This is a genomic window from Companilactobacillus alimentarius DSM 20249, assembly GCF_002849895.1.
In the GTDB taxonomy this organism is placed as follows: domain Bacteria; phylum Bacillota; class Bacilli; order Lactobacillales; family Lactobacillaceae; genus Companilactobacillus; species Companilactobacillus alimentarius.
In genome coordinates this window covers 851,185-866,126 of the sequence record NZ_CP018867.1, presented here as the reverse complement: position 1 = coordinate 866,126, position 14,942 = coordinate 851,185, and the positions used below count along the sequence as shown (strand labels likewise).

Here is a 14,942-nt window from a genome sequence, read left to right as displayed (position 1 = left end):
GATGTTTAATAGACAAAGCAATGCTTATGTGACATGGACTCTCTTAGTTGTAACTATTGGCCTATATCTAGTTGAGGTCCTGTCTGGTGGTTCGCAGAATGCTAGTACACTGATGACTCTCGGTGCAATGACTAATTCCAGTATACAAACTGGTGATTGGTGGCGTTTGATTACACCAATATTTTTACATCTAAGTATCTTCCATATTTTCATGAATGGGTTTACACTGTTATATGTTGGTCAAAGATTAGAGCCGATGGTCGGACATTGGCGCTTTTTTACGATTTACATGTTGAGTGGTATTACTGGGAATTTAGCTAGTTTTGCTTTTGGCAATGAAAATGCTATTTCTGTAGGTGCCAGTACTGCGATTTTCGGGATGTTTGCAGCGTTTCTATCTTTAGCTTTAATATATCGTGAGAATCGGTTTATGACAGAAGTCGGGAAAAGTTTTCTAGGATTGATCGTAATTAATCTCTTGTTGGATCTATTTATGCCAAGTATTAATATCTGGGGACACGTCGGTGGTGCGGTCGGAGGTTTCTTCTTAGGCTACGCTTTGAGTTTACCTGGTATTAAGCGTCCTAAAATGATAATTAGAATATTGGCTTTAGTAGTGATTGTGGCCATTTCTTATTACATGTACGCAAGAGGGATGGTAGTTTATGGATGATAGAATGAGTTTTACGACTCTCTATGACGTTCAACAGTTATTAAAGAGATTTGGGACCTATGTTCACGTTGGTAAGAGATTGTGGGATATAGAGCTCATGTTTATTGAAGTTAAACGGTTATATGAGAGCCAAATGATCGACAAAAAGACTTTTATCAGTGCTCAATTGGTCTTAAAACGGGAGCATAGAAAAGAAGAAAAGAAAGAAAAGGACAGATCAAAGTGACAGACAAAAAGTTAATCGGTGTTGACCTTGGTGGTACAACAATCAAATTTGCTATTCTCACTGATAAAGGTGAGATTCAACAAAAATGGAGTATTGAAACAAATATCCTTTCTGATGGACAATTAATTATTCCTGATATTATTGATTCAATTAATCATCATATTGAAATGTACGGCATGAGTTCAGATCAATTCGATGGAATTGGTTTGGGTTCTCCAGGTACTATTAATTTTGAAGAGGGTACTATCAAAGGTGCTTATAACCTAAACTGGACAGATCCAGTCTATCCAGTTAGAGATATTCAAAAAGGAACTGGAATCCCTGTAACAATTGAAAATGATGCTAATGTGGCTGCTCTTGGCGAAAGATGGCAAGGTGCTGGTAATAATGCTAATGATGTTGTTTTCGTAACGCTTGGAACTGGTGTTGGTGGTGGTATCATCGCTAACGGCCACTTGTTGCATGGACAAAATGGTGCTGCTGGTGAAATTGGTCATGTTACTGTTGATCCTAATGGTTTCATGTGTACATGTGGTAAAAAAGGTTGTCTAGAAACGATTGCTTCAGCTACAGGGATTGTTCGTGTAGCTAGAGATCGTGCTTCTGAATATGCTGGGTCTTCTGAATTAAAGGCCATGCTTGATGATGGTCAAGATATTTCAGCTAAGGATGTTTTCGATTTAGCTAAAAAAGATGATGACCTAGCAATGATTGTTGCTGATTATGTTTGTGAATCACTTGGATTTGTTCTTGGAAATATTGCCAATACATTGAATCCGAAGTATATCGTTATCGGTGGTGGCGTTTCAGCTGCTGGTGATTTCTTACTTAACAAAGTTGATAAAGCAATGCGTAAAAACGAATTTGCTACTATCAAGGATTCTACTGAACTAAGACTCGCTAGTCTTGGTAACGGTGCGGGTGTTATTGGTGCTGCTTCATTGATTAAAGTTGATTAGGGGTTTTTGTTAATGCAAGTATTAAATGCAGTTTTGTATGTTATCGTAATAGGATTTTTAGTCTATTGGGTTGGATCATGGCTCTATTTCTGGTATAAGGGTAGACAAATGGGTGGTTCCATTGACCAAAAGACCTTTGAGAAAACAATGAGAAAAGCTCAAATTGTTGATTTAAGAGAAAAAAATGCGTTCGATGCAAAACATATCCTAGGTGCAAGAAACCTTCCCTATACGCAATTAAAGTATAATGAGGGCGAATTGAGACCTGATCTTCCTGTATATTTATACGGAGATAGTAAGAATATTTGTGTTCGTGCTGCTATCAAATTGACGAAGAAATGGAACTTTTCTGATGTTAAGTGGTTAGAGGATCGCTTTTCTGATTGGGAAGGTCAAACTAAAAAGACTACTAAATTATAAAAAAATGCTGTGCAGAAAAATTTCTGACACAGCATTTTTTGTAATTAAATTGATAGATTAGCCTTGGTGAGCTTGTAGGCTCTTACGGTTAGCGCGTTTACGATTTTCCTCAACACGTTCACTTTCTTTGTTTTCTGGTTCGATAACCTTTTTCTTAAAGGCATGCAATGCACCATAAACTGCTGTAGCAGTTGTTAGTGAACCAACAAGGAAGCCTTTAACAAAACGTAAATGTTTTTGATTTTTTGCCATAATATATTTCCTCCTGTCTTTAGTTCTCATTATGGCTTATTTCCTTTAAAATATCTATAAAAGACTATATTAAGTGGGGTAATTTTTTGAAAAAAGTTATTGCAATCGTCGGACCAACGGCGGTTGGTAAAAGTGCTTTGGGTTTAAAACTAGCTCAAAAGTTTGATAGTGAGATAATTTCGGGCGATTCGATGCAAATTTATCGACATTTGGATATTGGTACCGCCAAGGATTCGCCTAAAGAGTTACAAGAGGTTCCACATCATTTGGTAAATATTTGTGATCCTGATCAAAGATATACAGTGAAGAATTTTCAAGAAAAAGCACGACAAATCATTAATGAATTAAATACTCAAAAGAAGATTCCCTTTGTTGTAGGTGGAACAGGCTTTTATTTAAGCTCTCTGATTAACAATTTGAATTTAGGTGGAGAGATGAAGGCTAATAAAGAAATTCGTCAGAGACTGCTTAAAATTGAAGAAGACGAGGGTTTGGGACGGCTGCAAGAGATTTTAAAGGTAGACGATCCTAAAGCTTTTGAAAAAATTGATATTGAAAATCCTCGACGATTAATGCGAGCCATTGAAGTTTATCAAACAACAGGTAAATCAATTGTGGAGCAGGAGAATGGAAATAAGTGGGCTGATTTTTATTTGATTGGTTTAACAGATAATAGACCTAAACTTTATGAGCGTATCAATCAACGGGTTGATAAAATGGTTAAATTGGGATTAGTGGATGAAGCAAAGTATGTTTTCGATCATCGTGATATTTTTATCCAATCCAAAAATGCCATTGGCTATAAAGAATTGTTTCCGTATTTTGAAGAAAAAGCTTCTCTAGAAAGCTGTCTGTCAGAGATCAAAAAGAATTCTCGTCACTTTGCTAAGCGGCAATTTACATATTTTCGTAATCAGATGGATGTGGATTGGTATAATATCAGTAATGATAATAATTATCAAAAAACAATCGAAGAAAAGATTGAAAAATTTATAGGGGGATATCATGGCTAAATGGGATGCAGCTTTTCCAGATAAATTAAAAGAGGTAATTAAGGAAACAGATAAAATGATTGCTCCTAAGTTAATGGAGATTGATGAACAAGTCTTGGACAACCAAAATAAGGTACTAGAGGCTTTTCGAAAGGAAAGTATTGATGAGAGTAGTTTGTTGGGAACTACTGGCTATGGCGATGACGATCGTGGTCGTGACCAACTAGAACAAGTTTATGCTGATGTATTTAAAACTGAAGCTGCTTTGGTACGTCCACAATTTGTTTCAGGGACCCATACACTAGCAACTGCCTTGTTTGGACTTTTACGTCCAGGAGATAATCTTTTATATGTTACTGGAGAGCCATATGATACGATGCAAGAAGTAATCGGCACGGCTGGGAACAAACGTGGTTCATTGATCGATTACAAAATTGGCTTTGACTATGTAAAGATGAATGGAGATCAAGTCGATTTTGATTTAATGAAGAAAAAGATTAAAGACCAAAATCCTAAAGTTATTGCCATTCAAAGATCTCGCGGGTATTCAGTTAGAAAGAGTCTCACAGTTGCAGAGATAGCTGAAATAATTAAACAAGTTAAGACAGTTTCCAATGCAATTATTTTTGTCGACAATTGTTATGGAGAATTTTCAGAGACAATCGAGCCAACTGAAGTAGGCGCTGATATTATGGCAGGTTCATTGATCAAGAATGCTGGTGGTGGCTTAGCTAAAGTCGGCGGCTACATTGTCGGTAAAAAAGATCTAGTAGAACTAGCTAGTTATCGACTAACGGCACCTGGAATCGGAGCTTCTGAGGGGCCAACGATTGGTCGTCTGTCAGAGATGTTCCAAGGATTTTTCTTAGCACCTAGAGTAACTGGCAATGCGATTAAAGGAGCCATCTTTGAAGCTGGTATTTTTGAGAAATTAGGATTAAACGTTTCACCTAAGTGGGATGCTGACCGGACAGATTTGATTCAAACTATTGAGTTTAACGATCCCGATAAAATGGTCAAATTTGCTGAAATGGTACAGAAGTTTTCACCAATCGATTCCAATGTTTTACCAGTACCAAGTGAAATGTCTGGATATGAGGATAAAGTTGTTATGGCTGCCGGAACTTTTGTTTCAGGAGCTAGTATTGAATTTTCATGTGATGGTCCTATGCGTGCTCCATACATCATTTATATCCAAGGTGGGTTAACATTCGAGCACGTTAAAATTGCTATTGCCAATGCATGTAAGGAATTATTTTTCAAATAGAATAATAATTATATTTTTTAAGTTGATTTCATTGTATTTTTTGTTTATGGGTGTATAATTAGGATTCAAATAATTGGAGGTAAGCAATATGAGATATAAAGTGACTTTAGATACTAAACGTCAGTTGTTTACCGTATTCGATAAGAAAAACACTCGGGTTTCTGCATGCGGTAAGTCAATTGAAGAAGCTATGAATAAATTATTGAAATTGGGGTAATCAGAATTATATTCAATATTAATCATTTATTACAACTTTTTTACGTATCTTTTAAAATAAAGATTTTTTAGTTGATAGATGATATATTAAATGAGCAACGAAAGTTGCAATTCTATCCTCAACGATGAATAAGGAAAGATCCTTTCTTCTTGAAAGGGTCTTTTTTTGATCTAAAAATTAATTTTTATTAATAAAAAAAGCCGCCAGAATTTATTCTGACGACTTTTAGAGTATAAAAAAATGTCACAGGTGAGATTCGAACTCACGACCTACGGTTTAGAAGACCGTTGCTCTATCCAACTGAGCCACTGTGACATCACTCGTACTATTATAGTGAAAAGTACTTTAACTTGCAATCATTAATTTAAATTTTTTAGAGGCATAATTAATTTTGTGGGCAAGTTGTGGAACAAAGATATAAAAAATTAGAATTGGTTAAAATGTTTAAACAAAAAGCAATTCATAATCGTTGATTTAACAACAATCATGAATTGCTTTAAGTATTTAGAATCATTCTAAAATTGTATTATTATGCCACAGGTGAGATTCGAACTCACGACCTACGGTTTAGAAGACCGTTGCTCTATCCAACTGAGCCACTGTGACATCACTTTTACTATTATAGTGAAAGTATAGAGTTGATGTCAATGTAATTTTGATGATAACTGAAAAATTTTGATATAAAAAAAGGCTCACTTATAAATTAAGTGAACCATCCCTAATAATAATTTACTGAATAACATTACTTACCGGACAAGAAAGGTTTATTTTCTGACTCTAATTCAGAAAGTACTTCTCGATCTTGTGTGGAAGCATCGTTTTTTTCGGTTTTTAATAATGACTTGATTCTAATTATCAATTTCATAATCTTCATCTCCGAAATAATTGCAGCTTTTAATGTCATCAGCATCTGGACAAAACACTTACTGGACAGGGCTTCCTTAACCTCATCCACAAATAAATTATATCAGAAAAATAAAATTTGATATAAACATATGTCTTACTTTTTACAGGAAAAACACATCTTTATAATGTAAGGGCATACATTAGCTAAATCTAGTCATTTAATGATTTGGCAAGTTCTTTTTTTCGTCCATCGATTATTTCTTGTAGTTCCTCTAAATCGTCAATAGTTGATTTTTTTCTAATAAAACTTCTAGCTGATGAACGCATTGCAATATAATTGGCACGTTCACGGTGATTCTTATGCCATTTTTCATTGGCACGTTTTTGTGCATCTGTTAATACCATAAAATTCCTCTCCCTTAAAAGCATATCTCTGAAATTATATACAAGGTTAAATAACTAAACAAGGTAATTTATGAATATTTTTATATAGCTTTCTTGTAAAAATGGTTACATTAAATTCTTGTAGAAAAATAATATTGGTTTAGAATATTAATTAAATTGATATTTCGTTCATTGGGGGTTTATTTGATGAAGAAGATTATAAAAACTACAACTGGTACGTATCAAGGAATTGTTGATCATCATCATCTTGATTTTTTGGGGATTCCTTTTGGTTACGGTCGCAGGTTTAAGCGGGCTGAGGAGTTCTCCATTACTAAGTTTGGTAAAAATGAAATCAATAAGCTCCAGTATGCAGTACACAACGGGATTCAACCAATGCAAAATGAGGCCTTGAAGCAAAACGACAGTAAAATTCGTTTTGGTGAAAATTGTTTGAATTTAGATATTTGTACACCTAATGTTGAGGGACATTATCCTATTGTAATTGAATTCTTTGGTGGAGGTTTTACTACAGGAGGGAATTATCAAAAACAAATGTCTTGGCTAGACCACCAAGGAGTTGTCCACGTTGTTCCTAACTACCGTCTTGGGTTATTTGGTTGGGGTAAGATTGATGGCGGCGATACTAACGTTGGTATGTCAGATCAGTTGATGTGTATTCAATGGGTAATTGACAATGCTAAAAGTTTCGGTGGAGATGTAGAGAATATTAATTTGATAGGTCTATCAGCTGGTGCCAAGTCTATTGCGGCTTTGATGGCATCAAACTCCAGTATTTTAGATCGGGTCAAGAAAGTTATTCTTTTCTCTGGGGGAGTTCAGACAATTCGTGATTCGAAAACCGCCGATGCGGTTGTTAAAAGAGTTTGCCGAGCTAATAATATTAAATCGAGTAAAGACTTATTCAACCTAACTGATGATGGGTTACAATTAGTTCAAGAAAAAGCTTTGGAAGATCATTTTGCTACAAATTGGTTTGGACCGGTAATCGACCAGGATCTGATTTCTGATGATTGGCAGGAAAAATTAATAGCACGTGTTAAAAAAACAGGCTTTAAGAGTTTGATTTCAGCGGGTAGCAACGAATTGAAATTTTTTGAGGATATGGATCAAGAGAAAATTGAAGGGCAAGTCCTTCCTGATTTATTTGGAAAGAATGCGCCAATTTTTAAAAAGGAATTATTACATGAACCAGATTCTAAAGCTGCTTTGATCGAAATGTTAGGTACGGCAATGTATGCCTTACCTGCTCGAAGGTTAGCAGAACTGTTGACGAAAAATAGCGATGCTGAAGTATATTGTAATTACGTCAAAGTAGAGGAGGGTAAGCATGGTGGTATCGTAGCTTATTTGAATCGGCCAACAAATGAATTAAAAATTGATTATCGAAAAAATCAGACTTATATCACACAGCTTTTGAGAGAATTTATTGAAAATGGAAAGCCCTATAATGAAGAGATAAAATACGAGTGGCCTGCGTATGACGATGATCGTTTAGTATTGGAATTGGACGCAGATGATCTCAAAAGTGTCTCAGTAATTAATTATCGTTATCCTAAAGATCTGCCTTGGCAATCATATAAGTTATAAAAAAATATATTGCAATTAATAAATACCGCCTTTATAATAAAGCTGTTGTGCTTAAATTTAAGCGCCTTTTTGGGTGTTTAGGATTTTAGAGGTGGGCGATTTGAAAAGGAAGTTTTCATTTGTTATTACAATTGCTTTCATTTTGATTGATGTCATAGCAGCGTTTTTAACGCAAAAGGCGATTATTAGTAATTTAATGGGGATTTTAATTGGTATCGGGTTAATTATTGCTTTGATACTAATAACGAGCGTAATCAGAAGATTGAAACTTAGCAGTGGTAAACTAGTTTTAGCAACGCTATTTTTCTTTTTGATCATCGGACACATGGTTATGACGACATTACCAATTTATTGAAAAAGAATATTCTAAAGGATTGTGTTGAATGAACTCTTCACAGTCCTTTTTTAGTATAATTATTAAAAAATCCTATAAAAGGAGGTAAGCATGTCGAGTAATTCTTGGAAAAAAATTATTTTAGGAATAATATTTTTAATATTTAGCTTATTTTATGTATTTGTTTTTTTCAGAAATACTGCTATCACGGACACAATGATCTTTAACATTGCTCACATTAAAAGCCTAGAAGATATTTCAACGCCAATTAATTTTGATTACTGGAATCATTCAGGTAGTTTATTGAATCTATATAGTCCGTGGTTAACGATTTTACCCGGAGCTTTATTTTTGAGCCAAAATCTGTTAGCTGGCTTTTTACTCTTTATGGTCGTGATTACCTACTTAACGTCTTTGAGTGCCTATTATTATATGAAAAAGTTTTCACACAATACTTTTGAAGCATTGTTATTTTCAGCTTTTTATACTTTTTCATTGAATAGATTCTTTTTGGTCTATCAGGAACAAAGACTGGAAAACTATTTAGTCTTAATATTTTTGCCAATGGTTTATTTTGGGATTTATCAAATTTTTAGTTTACATTCAAAAAAATGGTTAACATTTGCTTTAGGGCTTTCATTGATTATTTGGACAAGCCCAATCGTATCTTTGGGTGTACTTTTAACGATATTGCCGATGCCAATTATTCTATTTTTTAATCGACAAACACACTCTGTAGAGTATTTTAAAAAATGGTTTTTACAAATTCTAAAAAGTGGATTGTTGACGGGAGTTTTAACTGTAGGATTTTGGGGCGTTATGCTTGAAGATCAAGTAACAAAGAAATTGATTCAAGCAGATTATGCTAAATTCAATTTTATTAAGTGGTTCAACGGGATGCATTTACAATTGGCTAATCAGTATTTATTGTTAGCGATCGCAATCCTTTTTGTTCTATTGTTGTTGTTTATTTTTTGGACAGGGACATTCAGTTACAAAATAATTATTTTAGAATTGATTCCGTTAACGTATTTGTTATTATTTGGAATCAATATAAAGGGAATTAATTTAAGTCGCTTAAATTTATCATTCCAGATGATTTTTAGTCTTTTCGTCATTGTTGTTGGAATAAGGGTTATCTTAATGTTATTTCAGGAAAGCCCAGTTATATTGCGATTATTGATTCTATTAGTAGCAATATTGGGATTAGGATATGGAAACTTTTTACAAGCTAAGGATTTACAAACAACTTCGCCGATGAATCTACATGAGAAAATTGATTATAAAAAATATGTAGTAAATTATCATGATCAAGCAGCCACCACTAATAATCAATTTTTGATTAATGGACAATCCCAAGAGATTCAATTTTTTACGAAGAAAAATGAGTATTGGGTTCAATATTATAATCCGAAGGCTGTTACAATGGATATTCCTGTTCAAAATTATGCTGGAATAAACGTTACTATCAATAATGAAAAGGTTCGGGTAAAGAATTCCAAGCGTGGCACGGTACAAATTCGAACGCAGCCAAACAGGAATATTATTGAGATTCATTCAAGTTATACTCCATTAGGCATCTTGATGTTGGCAATCAATCTAGTTGGAATCATCATTTTAATTTATGTTTGGGTAAGACAAAAACGTAGTCCAAGTAAAAAAATCATGGTAGATAGTTGAAAAAGTATGTGAAATTTGCTATATTTTATTAGTTGCAATCGCTATTGCATCTACAACCGCTCAAAACTAGGTTTAAGCTTAGTGCACCTAGTTGGCGAGTCTTAGAAGGGAGTGTACGCTTATGTACGCAATTATTAAAACTGGTGGTAAGCAATATAAGGTTGAAGAAAATTCTTCAATTTATGTTGAAAAACTTGATGTCAAAGAAGGGGACGCTGTTACATTTGATGATGTAATCCTCGTTTCTGATGGTAAAAGTGTTAAAGTTGGTAGTCCTGTAGTTGAGGGCGCAACTGTTTCTGGTAAGGTTGAAAAGCAAGGTAAGGAAAAGAAAGTTGTTACTTACAAGTACAAACCTAAGAAGCATTCACATACAAAGACAGGTCACCGTCAACCATATACAAAGGTACTTATCGATAGTATCAAGGCTTAATTATGATAAAGGCAAGTTTCCATCGTAATTCAGAGCAAGTGATCGATTCTTTCCTAATCAAAGGACATGCCGATTCGGGACCATACGGTCAGGATTTGGTTTGTGCCGCTGTTTCCGCAGTGACAATTGGAACCATCAACAATCTGGAGAAACTTACTGAGGCTAGTCCTCAAGTCGTCATAGATGAAGTCAACGGTGGCCATCTTGGTTGCCAGTTTGATAAAGAAGTATCCCATGATACGGCTTTATTATTGGATAATTTATTTTGGATATTGAAAGATATCGAAGGTAGCTATCCTAAAAACATTGAAGTTCAGGCACAAAAAAATAAAATAGATCTTGATTAGGAGGTAAACTTCATGCTTAAAATGAATTTACAATTTTTCTCTCACCATAAGGGTGGTGGATCAACTGCCAACGGCCGTAATTCTGCTGGTCGTAGACTAGGTGCAAAGCGTGCTGATGGCCAAGCTATCACTGCTGGTGCAATTATTTATAGACAACGTGGTACAAAGGTTCATCCTGGTGCTAATGTTGGTCGTGGTAGCGACGATACATTGTTCGCTCTTACAGATGGCGTTGTTAAGTTTGAAAGACTTGGCAAAGACAAGAAGAAAGTTTCAGTATATTAATATATTGATGAAGAAGAGGACAATGTTCCTCTTTTTTTTATATAATAAGTATGAGTTATTGCCATTAACCCCGAAATATTGGTAAGATAATGTATAGTGTTTTGTAGGATGAATTTAATTAACCAAGGAGAAAAAAATGTCAATTTCAGTAAACGAATTTAAAAATGGTTTAACAATTGAAGTAAAAGATGGTATCTGGCGTGTTGTTGAGTTTCAGCATGTAAAACCAGGTAAGGGTAGTGCTTTTGTTCGTTCAAAGTTAAAGAACTTAAGAACAGGTGCCGTTCAAGAAATGACTTTCAGATCAACTGCTAAAGTTGAAAAGGCTAACATTGAAAACAAAAAGATGCAATATCTATATGCTGATGGCGACAATTATGTCTTCATGGATACAACAACATATGAACAACTTTCATTACCTGGTGATGAAATTAGAGACGAATTGAAATATTTGAAAGAAAATATGGAAGTCAGTGTTGTAATGTACGGTGGCGAAACGCTTGGTGTAGATGTTCCCAATACAGTTGATCTTAAAGTTGTAGAAACAGAAGCTTCAATCAAGGGTGACACACAATCCGGTGGTTCAAAACCAGCAACAATGGAAACAGGCTTAGTTGTGCAAGTACCATTCTTCGTCAATGAAGGCGATATGTTAACTATTAATACGCAAGATGGTACTTACATTTCACGTGCTAATTAATAACTGATTATGGAGATAAGTTTATGGCTGAACAAAAATATGTTTCTCTACAACAAGATAGTGGAAAAATAAACGGTAATGTTGAAATATCACATCAAGTTATTGAAATCCTGCTTGGAATCGCCACGAACCAAGTTGATGGTGTCGTAGAAATGCGTGGAACAATTTCTAATCGAATTGATTCACTCTTTGGCATTATCAATCACGGCAAGGGTGTAGACGTATCATTTAATGATGATCAAATATCTGCTAATGTTTACGTATATTTAGACTATGGCGTCTCGATCCCTAAAGTTTCATTGGAGATCCAAAAATCAGCCATTGAACAACTTGAATTCATGACCGATTTAGACTTGAGTGAAATTAATGTACATGTTGTAGGATTGATCGCTAAAAAGGAAACTGGCGAAATAGAACGTGTAACAACAGATAAAAAGGAATAAAACTAGTGATAAGTAGACATAAGATCAGAGAACTCGCAGTTCAATCACTATTTTCTATTGAAACTACTCAGGATACGCCGCAAGAAGCTATTTCTTCTACCATGCAATTATGCGATTTAGCTACGGAAAGCGTTCCGGATTATTTGACATTCTTAGTTTCAGGTGTAATTGAACACCAAGATGACCTTGATAAAAAAATTGCGGTTCATTTGAAAAACAAATGGACTGTGCAACGATTGTCAAGAATTGACCGTACAATTTTACGTGTCGGGTTATTTGAAATGGAAAACAGTTTGGAAGTACCAAAAAAGGTAGCTATTGATGAGGCAATTGAAATAGCTAGTGATTTTGGCGACAAGGACTCAAAGTCCTTCATTAATGGTATTTTATCTAATTTTGTAGAAGGGTAAGGCTGGTGATTTTTTGCCAGCCTTTTTATGGTGATTAGTATGGAATTATTAGAGGGTAAAAAAGTAGCAGCAGCTTTAGACGAAACTATGACTCAAAGAGTGGCGGCACTCAAGAAGAAGAGTGTTACGCCAGGACTTGCCGTAATTTTAGTTGGGGACAACAGTGCCAGTGCAGTGTATGTTCGTAATAAAAAACGTCGCGCAGAAAAATTAGGAATCAATTTTCAACTTATTCATTTCGATGCCACCGTTACTGAACAAGAATTATTGGAAAAAATTTCTGAATTAAACAACGATTCGACAATTGATGGATTTATTGTGCAATTACCCGTTCCTGATCATATTGATGAGGACAAGGTCATTGAAGCAATCGATCCTAGAAAAGATGTCGATGGTTTCACACCAATCAGTGTTGGAAATCTATGGATTGGAACACCTTTGACTAAGCCAGCAACTGCTTCAGGTATTTTAATGATGTTGGATCATTATAATGTCGACCTTGATGGAAAAAATGTTGTAATTGTTGGTCGAAGCAATATTGTAGGTAAACCGACTGCTGCATTAATGTTGGATCGAAATGCTACCGTAACAATCACACATTCTCATACTAAGAACCTCAAAGAAATAACAAGTAAGGCTGATGTATTGGTAGTTGCCATTGGGCAAGCTAAATTTATCAAGAAAGATTACGTAAAAGATCAAGCAATTGTAGTCGATGTTGGAATGGACCGAGACGATCAGGGGAAACTTTGTGGTGACGTCGATTTTGAAGATGTTAAAGACAAGGTTTCAATGATTACTCCAGTTCCCGGTGGGGTTGGTCCAATGACCATCACTGCATTAGTAGATCAAGTGATCGAATTAGCCGAAGGCAGGGCAAATGGATAATGAACAGTATTTAACCGTTACAGCTTTAACACAATACTTGAAGAGAAAATTTGACGTGGACCCTTATTTGGGACACGTCTATTTGATGGGCGAGATATCCAATTTCCGAATGCGTCCTAATGCCCATCAATATTTTTCATTAAAAGATGATAAAGCTAAGATTTCAGCAATTATGTTTAAGTCTAATTTTAGTAAAGTTAAATTTCAGCCCGAAGAAGGAATGAAAGTTCTCGTCAAAGGAAGAATTTCACTTTATGAACCGAGTGGTTCTTATCAGATTTATGTGGAATCAATGGAACCTGACGGGTTAGGAGCGTTATATTTAGCTTTTGAGCAATTAAAAAAGAAACTGGCACAACAGGGTGTCTTTGATTTGCCTAAAAAAGCGATCCCTCAATTTCCTAAACGAATTGCAGTGGTTACTAGTCAGTCCGGAGCGGTTATTCATGATATTATGACAACAGTACAAAGACGTTTCCCAATAGTTCAAATCGTCTTGTATCCTGCTCAGGTTCAAGGACAAGAGGCAGCACCAACGATTGTTAAACAACTTGAACGAATCAATGAGAACGGAAATTACGATACAATTATTATTGGTCGTGGCGGTGGTTCGATTGAAGATCTGTGGCCTTTTAATGAAGAGATCGTTGCACAAGCAATTGTTCAAAGTAAAATTCCGGTTATTAGTTCAGTTGGTCATGAGACTGATACTACGATTGCTGATTTAGTTGCTGATTTAAGAGCTGCCACACCAACAGCTGCTGCTGAATTAGCTACGCCTGTTTTACGAGATGTCCTGGCTCATTTGCAGGATCTTAATATGAGGCTCTACAATGCTCAAACTAAGATTATTGGTAACTATAAGGATAGAGTCGATTCTTTAGCTAAGAATGTATTTTTACAGCATCCTGAGCGAATATACGAAGTGTATCTTCAAAAGGTTGACTACTTACAGGATAAACTTCAACAAAATTTTGCAAACTCATTGAGTAGATCTAAAACAGAATTGATTCAATATGCTAACCGTTTGGTACAGTCATCTCCCAGAGATCAAATCTACAGTTATGGGAATCAAGTCAATCGTTTATATCAGATTTTGATTAATAATGTGAACAAAGTTATCAATAAAAATCGTAATATATTTAATAGTGAGGTTGCTAGTTTAGATTCTCTGAGCCCCCTTAAGACTTTAAGCCGTGGTTTTGCGATTCCGGTGGATAAATCGGGTAAAGTTTTACGAGATGTGACAGATTATCAAGTTGACCAAGAGGTTGACCTGAGAGTTAAAAATGGTAACGTCAAGCTAGTAACCAAAGAAGTAAGTGAGGATAAGAATGGCTGAGAAGAAAAAAACTTTTGAAGAAAATCTTGCTGATCTAGAAGCAATTGTAACCAATCTTGAATCGGGTAATGTTCCATTAGAAGAAGCCATGGAAAAATTTAAAAAAGGCGTAACTTTAAGTAAAGAACTAGAAAAGACACTCAGTGATGCTGAGGAAACTGTTACAAAAGTTATGATTAAAGATGGCGAAGAGATCAATATTAAAAAAGATCAAGATAAGGATCAGGATTAAT

General features: G+C 35.1%; 22 protein-coding genes, 2 tRNA genes and 1 other annotated feature. Of the genes, 19 read left to right on the top strand and 5 right to left on the bottom strand.

The window, feature by feature from the left end:
- Position 1 precedes the first annotated feature (1 nt).
- The 4 genes from LA20249_RS04220 to LA20249_RS04205 are packed head-to-tail and all read left to right on the top strand — an operon-like array spanning position 2 to position 2,278.
- Entirely contained in the window at positions 2 to 673 is a 672-nt protein-coding gene (locus LA20249_RS04220; protein WP_057740057.1) for a rhomboid family intramembrane serine protease, read from the top strand.
- Positions 666 to 899, top strand: a complete 234-nt coding sequence (locus tag LA20249_RS04215; RefSeq protein WP_083477979.1) for a YqgQ family protein — start codon at positions 666 to 668, stop codon at positions 897 to 899. The genes LA20249_RS04220 and LA20249_RS04215 overlap by 8 nt, the downstream gene beginning before the upstream one ends.
- Complete coding sequence (locus tag LA20249_RS04210; RefSeq protein WP_057740059.1) at positions 896 to 1,858, top strand: ROK family glucokinase; 963 nt, start codon at positions 896 to 898, stop codon at positions 1,856 to 1,858. The genes LA20249_RS04215 and LA20249_RS04210 overlap by 4 nt, the downstream gene beginning before the upstream one ends.
- A 12-nt stretch (positions 1,859 to 1,870) precedes the next feature.
- On the top strand, positions 1,871 to 2,278 hold the full coding sequence (locus LA20249_RS04205; protein WP_057740061.1) for a rhodanese-like domain-containing protein: 408 nt from the start codon (positions 1,871 to 1,873) through the stop codon (positions 2,276 to 2,278).
- 57 nt (positions 2,279 to 2,335) lie between these two features.
- On the opposite strand, the gene LA20249_RS04200 is transcribed toward LA20249_RS04205, so the two are convergent.
- On the bottom strand, positions 2,336 to 2,530 hold the full coding sequence (locus LA20249_RS04200; protein WP_057740063.1) for a DUF3042 family protein: 195 nt from the start codon (positions 2,528 to 2,530) through the stop codon (positions 2,336 to 2,338).
- A gap of 86 nt (positions 2,531 to 2,616) precedes the next feature.
- Here LA20249_RS04200 and miaA point away from each other — a divergent pair, with 86 nt between their 5' ends.
- From miaA to LA20249_RS11975, 3 genes are all read left to right on the top strand, one after another.
- Positions 2,617 to 3,543 carry a tRNA (adenosine(37)-N6)-dimethylallyltransferase MiaA gene (gene miaA, locus LA20249_RS04195; protein WP_057740066.1) on the top strand — a complete coding sequence of 309 codons (927 nt, stop codon included), beginning with the start codon at positions 2,617 to 2,619 and terminating at the stop codon, positions 3,541 to 3,543.
- Positions 3,536 to 4,789 carry a methionine gamma-lyase family protein gene (locus tag LA20249_RS04190; RefSeq protein ID WP_057740068.1) on the top strand — a complete coding sequence of 418 codons (1,254 nt, stop codon included), beginning with the start codon at positions 3,536 to 3,538 and terminating at the stop codon, positions 4,787 to 4,789. Before miaA ends, LA20249_RS04190 begins: the two co-directional genes overlap by 8 nt.
- An 88-nt stretch (positions 4,790 to 4,877) precedes the next feature.
- Positions 4,878 to 5,006 (top strand): hypothetical protein, encoded by a 129-nt coding sequence (locus tag LA20249_RS11975; RefSeq protein ID WP_257790483.1) that lies wholly within the window; start codon positions 4,878 to 4,880, stop codon positions 5,004 to 5,006.
- A 241-nt stretch (positions 5,007 to 5,247) separates the two neighbouring features.
- Here the strand turns inward: LA20249_RS11975 and LA20249_RS04185 are convergent.
- From LA20249_RS04185 to LA20249_RS04175, 4 genes are all read right to left on the bottom strand, one after another.
- Positions 5,248 to 5,321: transfer RNA gene (locus LA20249_RS04185), tRNA-Arg, on the bottom strand.
- Between the two features lie 217 nt (positions 5,322 to 5,538).
- Positions 5,539 to 5,612: transfer RNA gene (locus LA20249_RS04180), tRNA-Arg, on the bottom strand.
- A 136-nt stretch (positions 5,613 to 5,748) separates the two neighbouring features.
- On the bottom strand, positions 5,749 to 5,871 hold the full coding sequence (locus tag LA20249_RS11970; protein WP_257790482.1) for a hypothetical protein: 123 nt from the start codon (positions 5,869 to 5,871) through the stop codon (positions 5,749 to 5,751).
- Positions 5,872 to 6,062: 191 nt separating this feature from the next.
- Entirely contained in the window at positions 6,063 to 6,257 is a 195-nt protein-coding gene (locus LA20249_RS04175) for a hypothetical protein (RefSeq protein ID WP_057740069.1), read from the bottom strand.
- Between the two features lie 186 nt (positions 6,258 to 6,443).
- Between LA20249_RS04175 and LA20249_RS04170 the strand changes: the two genes are divergently transcribed.
- The 12 genes from LA20249_RS04170 to LA20249_RS04115 all read left to right on the top strand — a co-directional run bounded on the left by LA20249_RS04170 (position 6,444) and on the right by LA20249_RS04115 (position 14,941).
- Complete coding sequence (locus LA20249_RS04170; protein ID WP_057740071.1) at positions 6,444 to 7,847, top strand: carboxylesterase family protein; 1,404 nt, start codon at positions 6,444 to 6,446, stop codon at positions 7,845 to 7,847.
- A gap of 100 nt (positions 7,848 to 7,947) precedes the next feature.
- Complete coding sequence (locus LA20249_RS04165) at positions 7,948 to 8,202, top strand: hypothetical protein (RefSeq protein WP_057740073.1); 255 nt, start codon at positions 7,948 to 7,950, stop codon at positions 8,200 to 8,202.
- 90 nt (positions 8,203 to 8,292) lie between these two features.
- The gene (locus tag LA20249_RS04160) at positions 8,293 to 9,861 is read left to right on the top strand and encodes a glycosyltransferase family protein (RefSeq protein WP_057740075.1); all 1,569 of its coding nucleotides are present in this window, start codon (positions 8,293 to 8,295) and stop codon (positions 9,859 to 9,861) included.
- A gap of 44 nt (positions 9,862 to 9,905) precedes the next feature.
- Positions 9,906 to 9,973: a sequence feature (ribosomal protein L21 leader region), on the top strand.
- Positions 9,974 to 9,982: 9 nt separating this feature from the next.
- A complete protein-coding gene (rplU, locus tag LA20249_RS04155; RefSeq protein WP_057740078.1) occupies positions 9,983 to 10,294 on the top strand; it encodes a 50S ribosomal protein L21 in 312 nt (103 codons plus the stop codon).
- A gap of 2 nt (positions 10,295 to 10,296) precedes the next feature.
- Positions 10,297 to 10,641, top strand: a complete 345-nt coding sequence (locus LA20249_RS04150) for a ribosomal-processing cysteine protease Prp (protein ID WP_057740080.1) — start codon at positions 10,297 to 10,299, stop codon at positions 10,639 to 10,641.
- Between the two features lie 12 nt (positions 10,642 to 10,653).
- The gene (gene rpmA, locus LA20249_RS04145; protein ID WP_057740082.1) at positions 10,654 to 10,926 is read left to right on the top strand and encodes a 50S ribosomal protein L27; all 273 of its coding nucleotides are present in this window, start codon (positions 10,654 to 10,656) and stop codon (positions 10,924 to 10,926) included.
- A gap of 136 nt (positions 10,927 to 11,062) precedes the next feature.
- The gene (efp, locus tag LA20249_RS04140) at positions 11,063 to 11,626 is read left to right on the top strand and encodes an elongation factor P (RefSeq protein WP_057740084.1); all 564 of its coding nucleotides are present in this window, start codon (positions 11,063 to 11,065) and stop codon (positions 11,624 to 11,626) included.
- Positions 11,627 to 11,649: 23 nt separating this feature from the next.
- Positions 11,650 to 12,069, top strand: a complete 420-nt coding sequence (locus LA20249_RS04135; RefSeq protein WP_057740086.1) for an Asp23/Gls24 family envelope stress response protein — start codon at positions 11,650 to 11,652, stop codon at positions 12,067 to 12,069.
- A gap of 5 nt (positions 12,070 to 12,074) precedes the next feature.
- Positions 12,075 to 12,479, top strand: a complete 405-nt coding sequence (gene nusB / locus LA20249_RS04130; protein ID WP_057740088.1) for a transcription antitermination factor NusB — start codon at positions 12,075 to 12,077, stop codon at positions 12,477 to 12,479.
- 39 nt (positions 12,480 to 12,518) lie between these two features.
- On the top strand, positions 12,519 to 13,367 hold the full coding sequence (locus LA20249_RS04125) for a bifunctional 5,10-methylenetetrahydrofolate dehydrogenase/5,10-methenyltetrahydrofolate cyclohydrolase (RefSeq protein ID WP_371861835.1): 849 nt from the start codon (positions 12,519 to 12,521) through the stop codon (positions 13,365 to 13,367).
- The gene (gene xseA, locus LA20249_RS04120; RefSeq protein ID WP_057740092.1) at positions 13,360 to 14,709 is read left to right on the top strand and encodes an exodeoxyribonuclease VII large subunit; all 1,350 of its coding nucleotides are present in this window, start codon (positions 13,360 to 13,362) and stop codon (positions 14,707 to 14,709) included. The genes LA20249_RS04125 and xseA overlap by 8 nt, the downstream gene beginning before the upstream one ends.
- Positions 14,702 to 14,941 (top strand): exodeoxyribonuclease VII small subunit, encoded by a 240-nt coding sequence (locus tag LA20249_RS04115; protein WP_057740094.1) that lies wholly within the window; start codon positions 14,702 to 14,704, stop codon positions 14,939 to 14,941. Before xseA ends, LA20249_RS04115 begins: the two co-directional genes overlap by 8 nt.
- The last annotated feature ends 1 nt before the right edge of the window (position 14,942 follow it).

Bases quoted from the DNA above. Each gene is read 5' to 3' on its own strand.
- LA20249_RS04220 (WP_057740057.1), top strand. From the start codon at position 2: ATGTTTAATAGACAAAGCAATGCTTATGTGACATGGACTCTCTTAGTT.
- LA20249_RS04215 (WP_083477979.1), top strand. From the start codon at position 666: ATGGATGATAGAATGAGTTTTACGACTCTCTATGACGTTCAACAGTTA.
- LA20249_RS04205 (WP_057740061.1), top strand. From the start codon at position 1,871: ATGCAAGTATTAAATGCAGTTTTGTATGTTATCGTAATAGGATTTTTA.
- LA20249_RS04200 (WP_057740063.1), bottom strand. From the start codon at position 2,530: ATGGCAAAAAATCAAAAACATTTACGTTTTGTTAAAGGCTTCCTTGTT.
- LA20249_RS04190 (WP_057740068.1), top strand. From the start codon at position 3,536: ATGGCTAAATGGGATGCAGCTTTTCCAGATAAATTAAAAGAGGTAATT.
- LA20249_RS11975 (WP_257790483.1), top strand. From the start codon at position 4,878: ATGAGATATAAAGTGACTTTAGATACTAAACGTCAGTTGTTTACCGTA.
- LA20249_RS11970 (WP_257790482.1), bottom strand. From the start codon at position 5,871: ATGAAATTGATAATTAGAATCAAGTCATTATTAAAAACCGAAAAAAAC.
- LA20249_RS04175 (WP_057740069.1), bottom strand. From the start codon at position 6,257: ATGGTATTAACAGATGCACAAAAACGTGCCAATGAAAAATGGCATAAG.
- LA20249_RS04170 (WP_057740071.1), top strand. From the start codon at position 6,444: ATGAAGAAGATTATAAAAACTACAACTGGTACGTATCAAGGAATTGTT.
- LA20249_RS04160 (WP_057740075.1), top strand. From the start codon at position 8,293: ATGTCGAGTAATTCTTGGAAAAAAATTATTTTAGGAATAATATTTTTA.
- rplU (WP_057740078.1), top strand. From the start codon at position 9,983: ATGTACGCAATTATTAAAACTGGTGGTAAGCAATATAAGGTTGAAGAA.
- LA20249_RS04150 (WP_057740080.1), top strand. From the start codon at position 10,297: ATGATAAAGGCAAGTTTCCATCGTAATTCAGAGCAAGTGATCGATTCT.
- rpmA (WP_057740082.1), top strand. From the start codon at position 10,654: ATGCTTAAAATGAATTTACAATTTTTCTCTCACCATAAGGGTGGTGGA.
- efp (WP_057740084.1), top strand. From the start codon at position 11,063: ATGTCAATTTCAGTAAACGAATTTAAAAATGGTTTAACAATTGAAGTA.
- LA20249_RS04135 (WP_057740086.1), top strand. From the start codon at position 11,650: ATGGCTGAACAAAAATATGTTTCTCTACAACAAGATAGTGGAAAAATA.
- LA20249_RS04125 (WP_371861835.1), top strand. From the start codon at position 12,519: ATGGAATTATTAGAGGGTAAAAAAGTAGCAGCAGCTTTAGACGAAACT.
- xseA (WP_057740092.1), top strand. From the start codon at position 13,360: ATGGATAATGAACAGTATTTAACCGTTACAGCTTTAACACAATACTTG.
- LA20249_RS04115 (WP_057740094.1), top strand. From the start codon at position 14,702: ATGGCTGAGAAGAAAAAAACTTTTGAAGAAAATCTTGCTGATCTAGAA.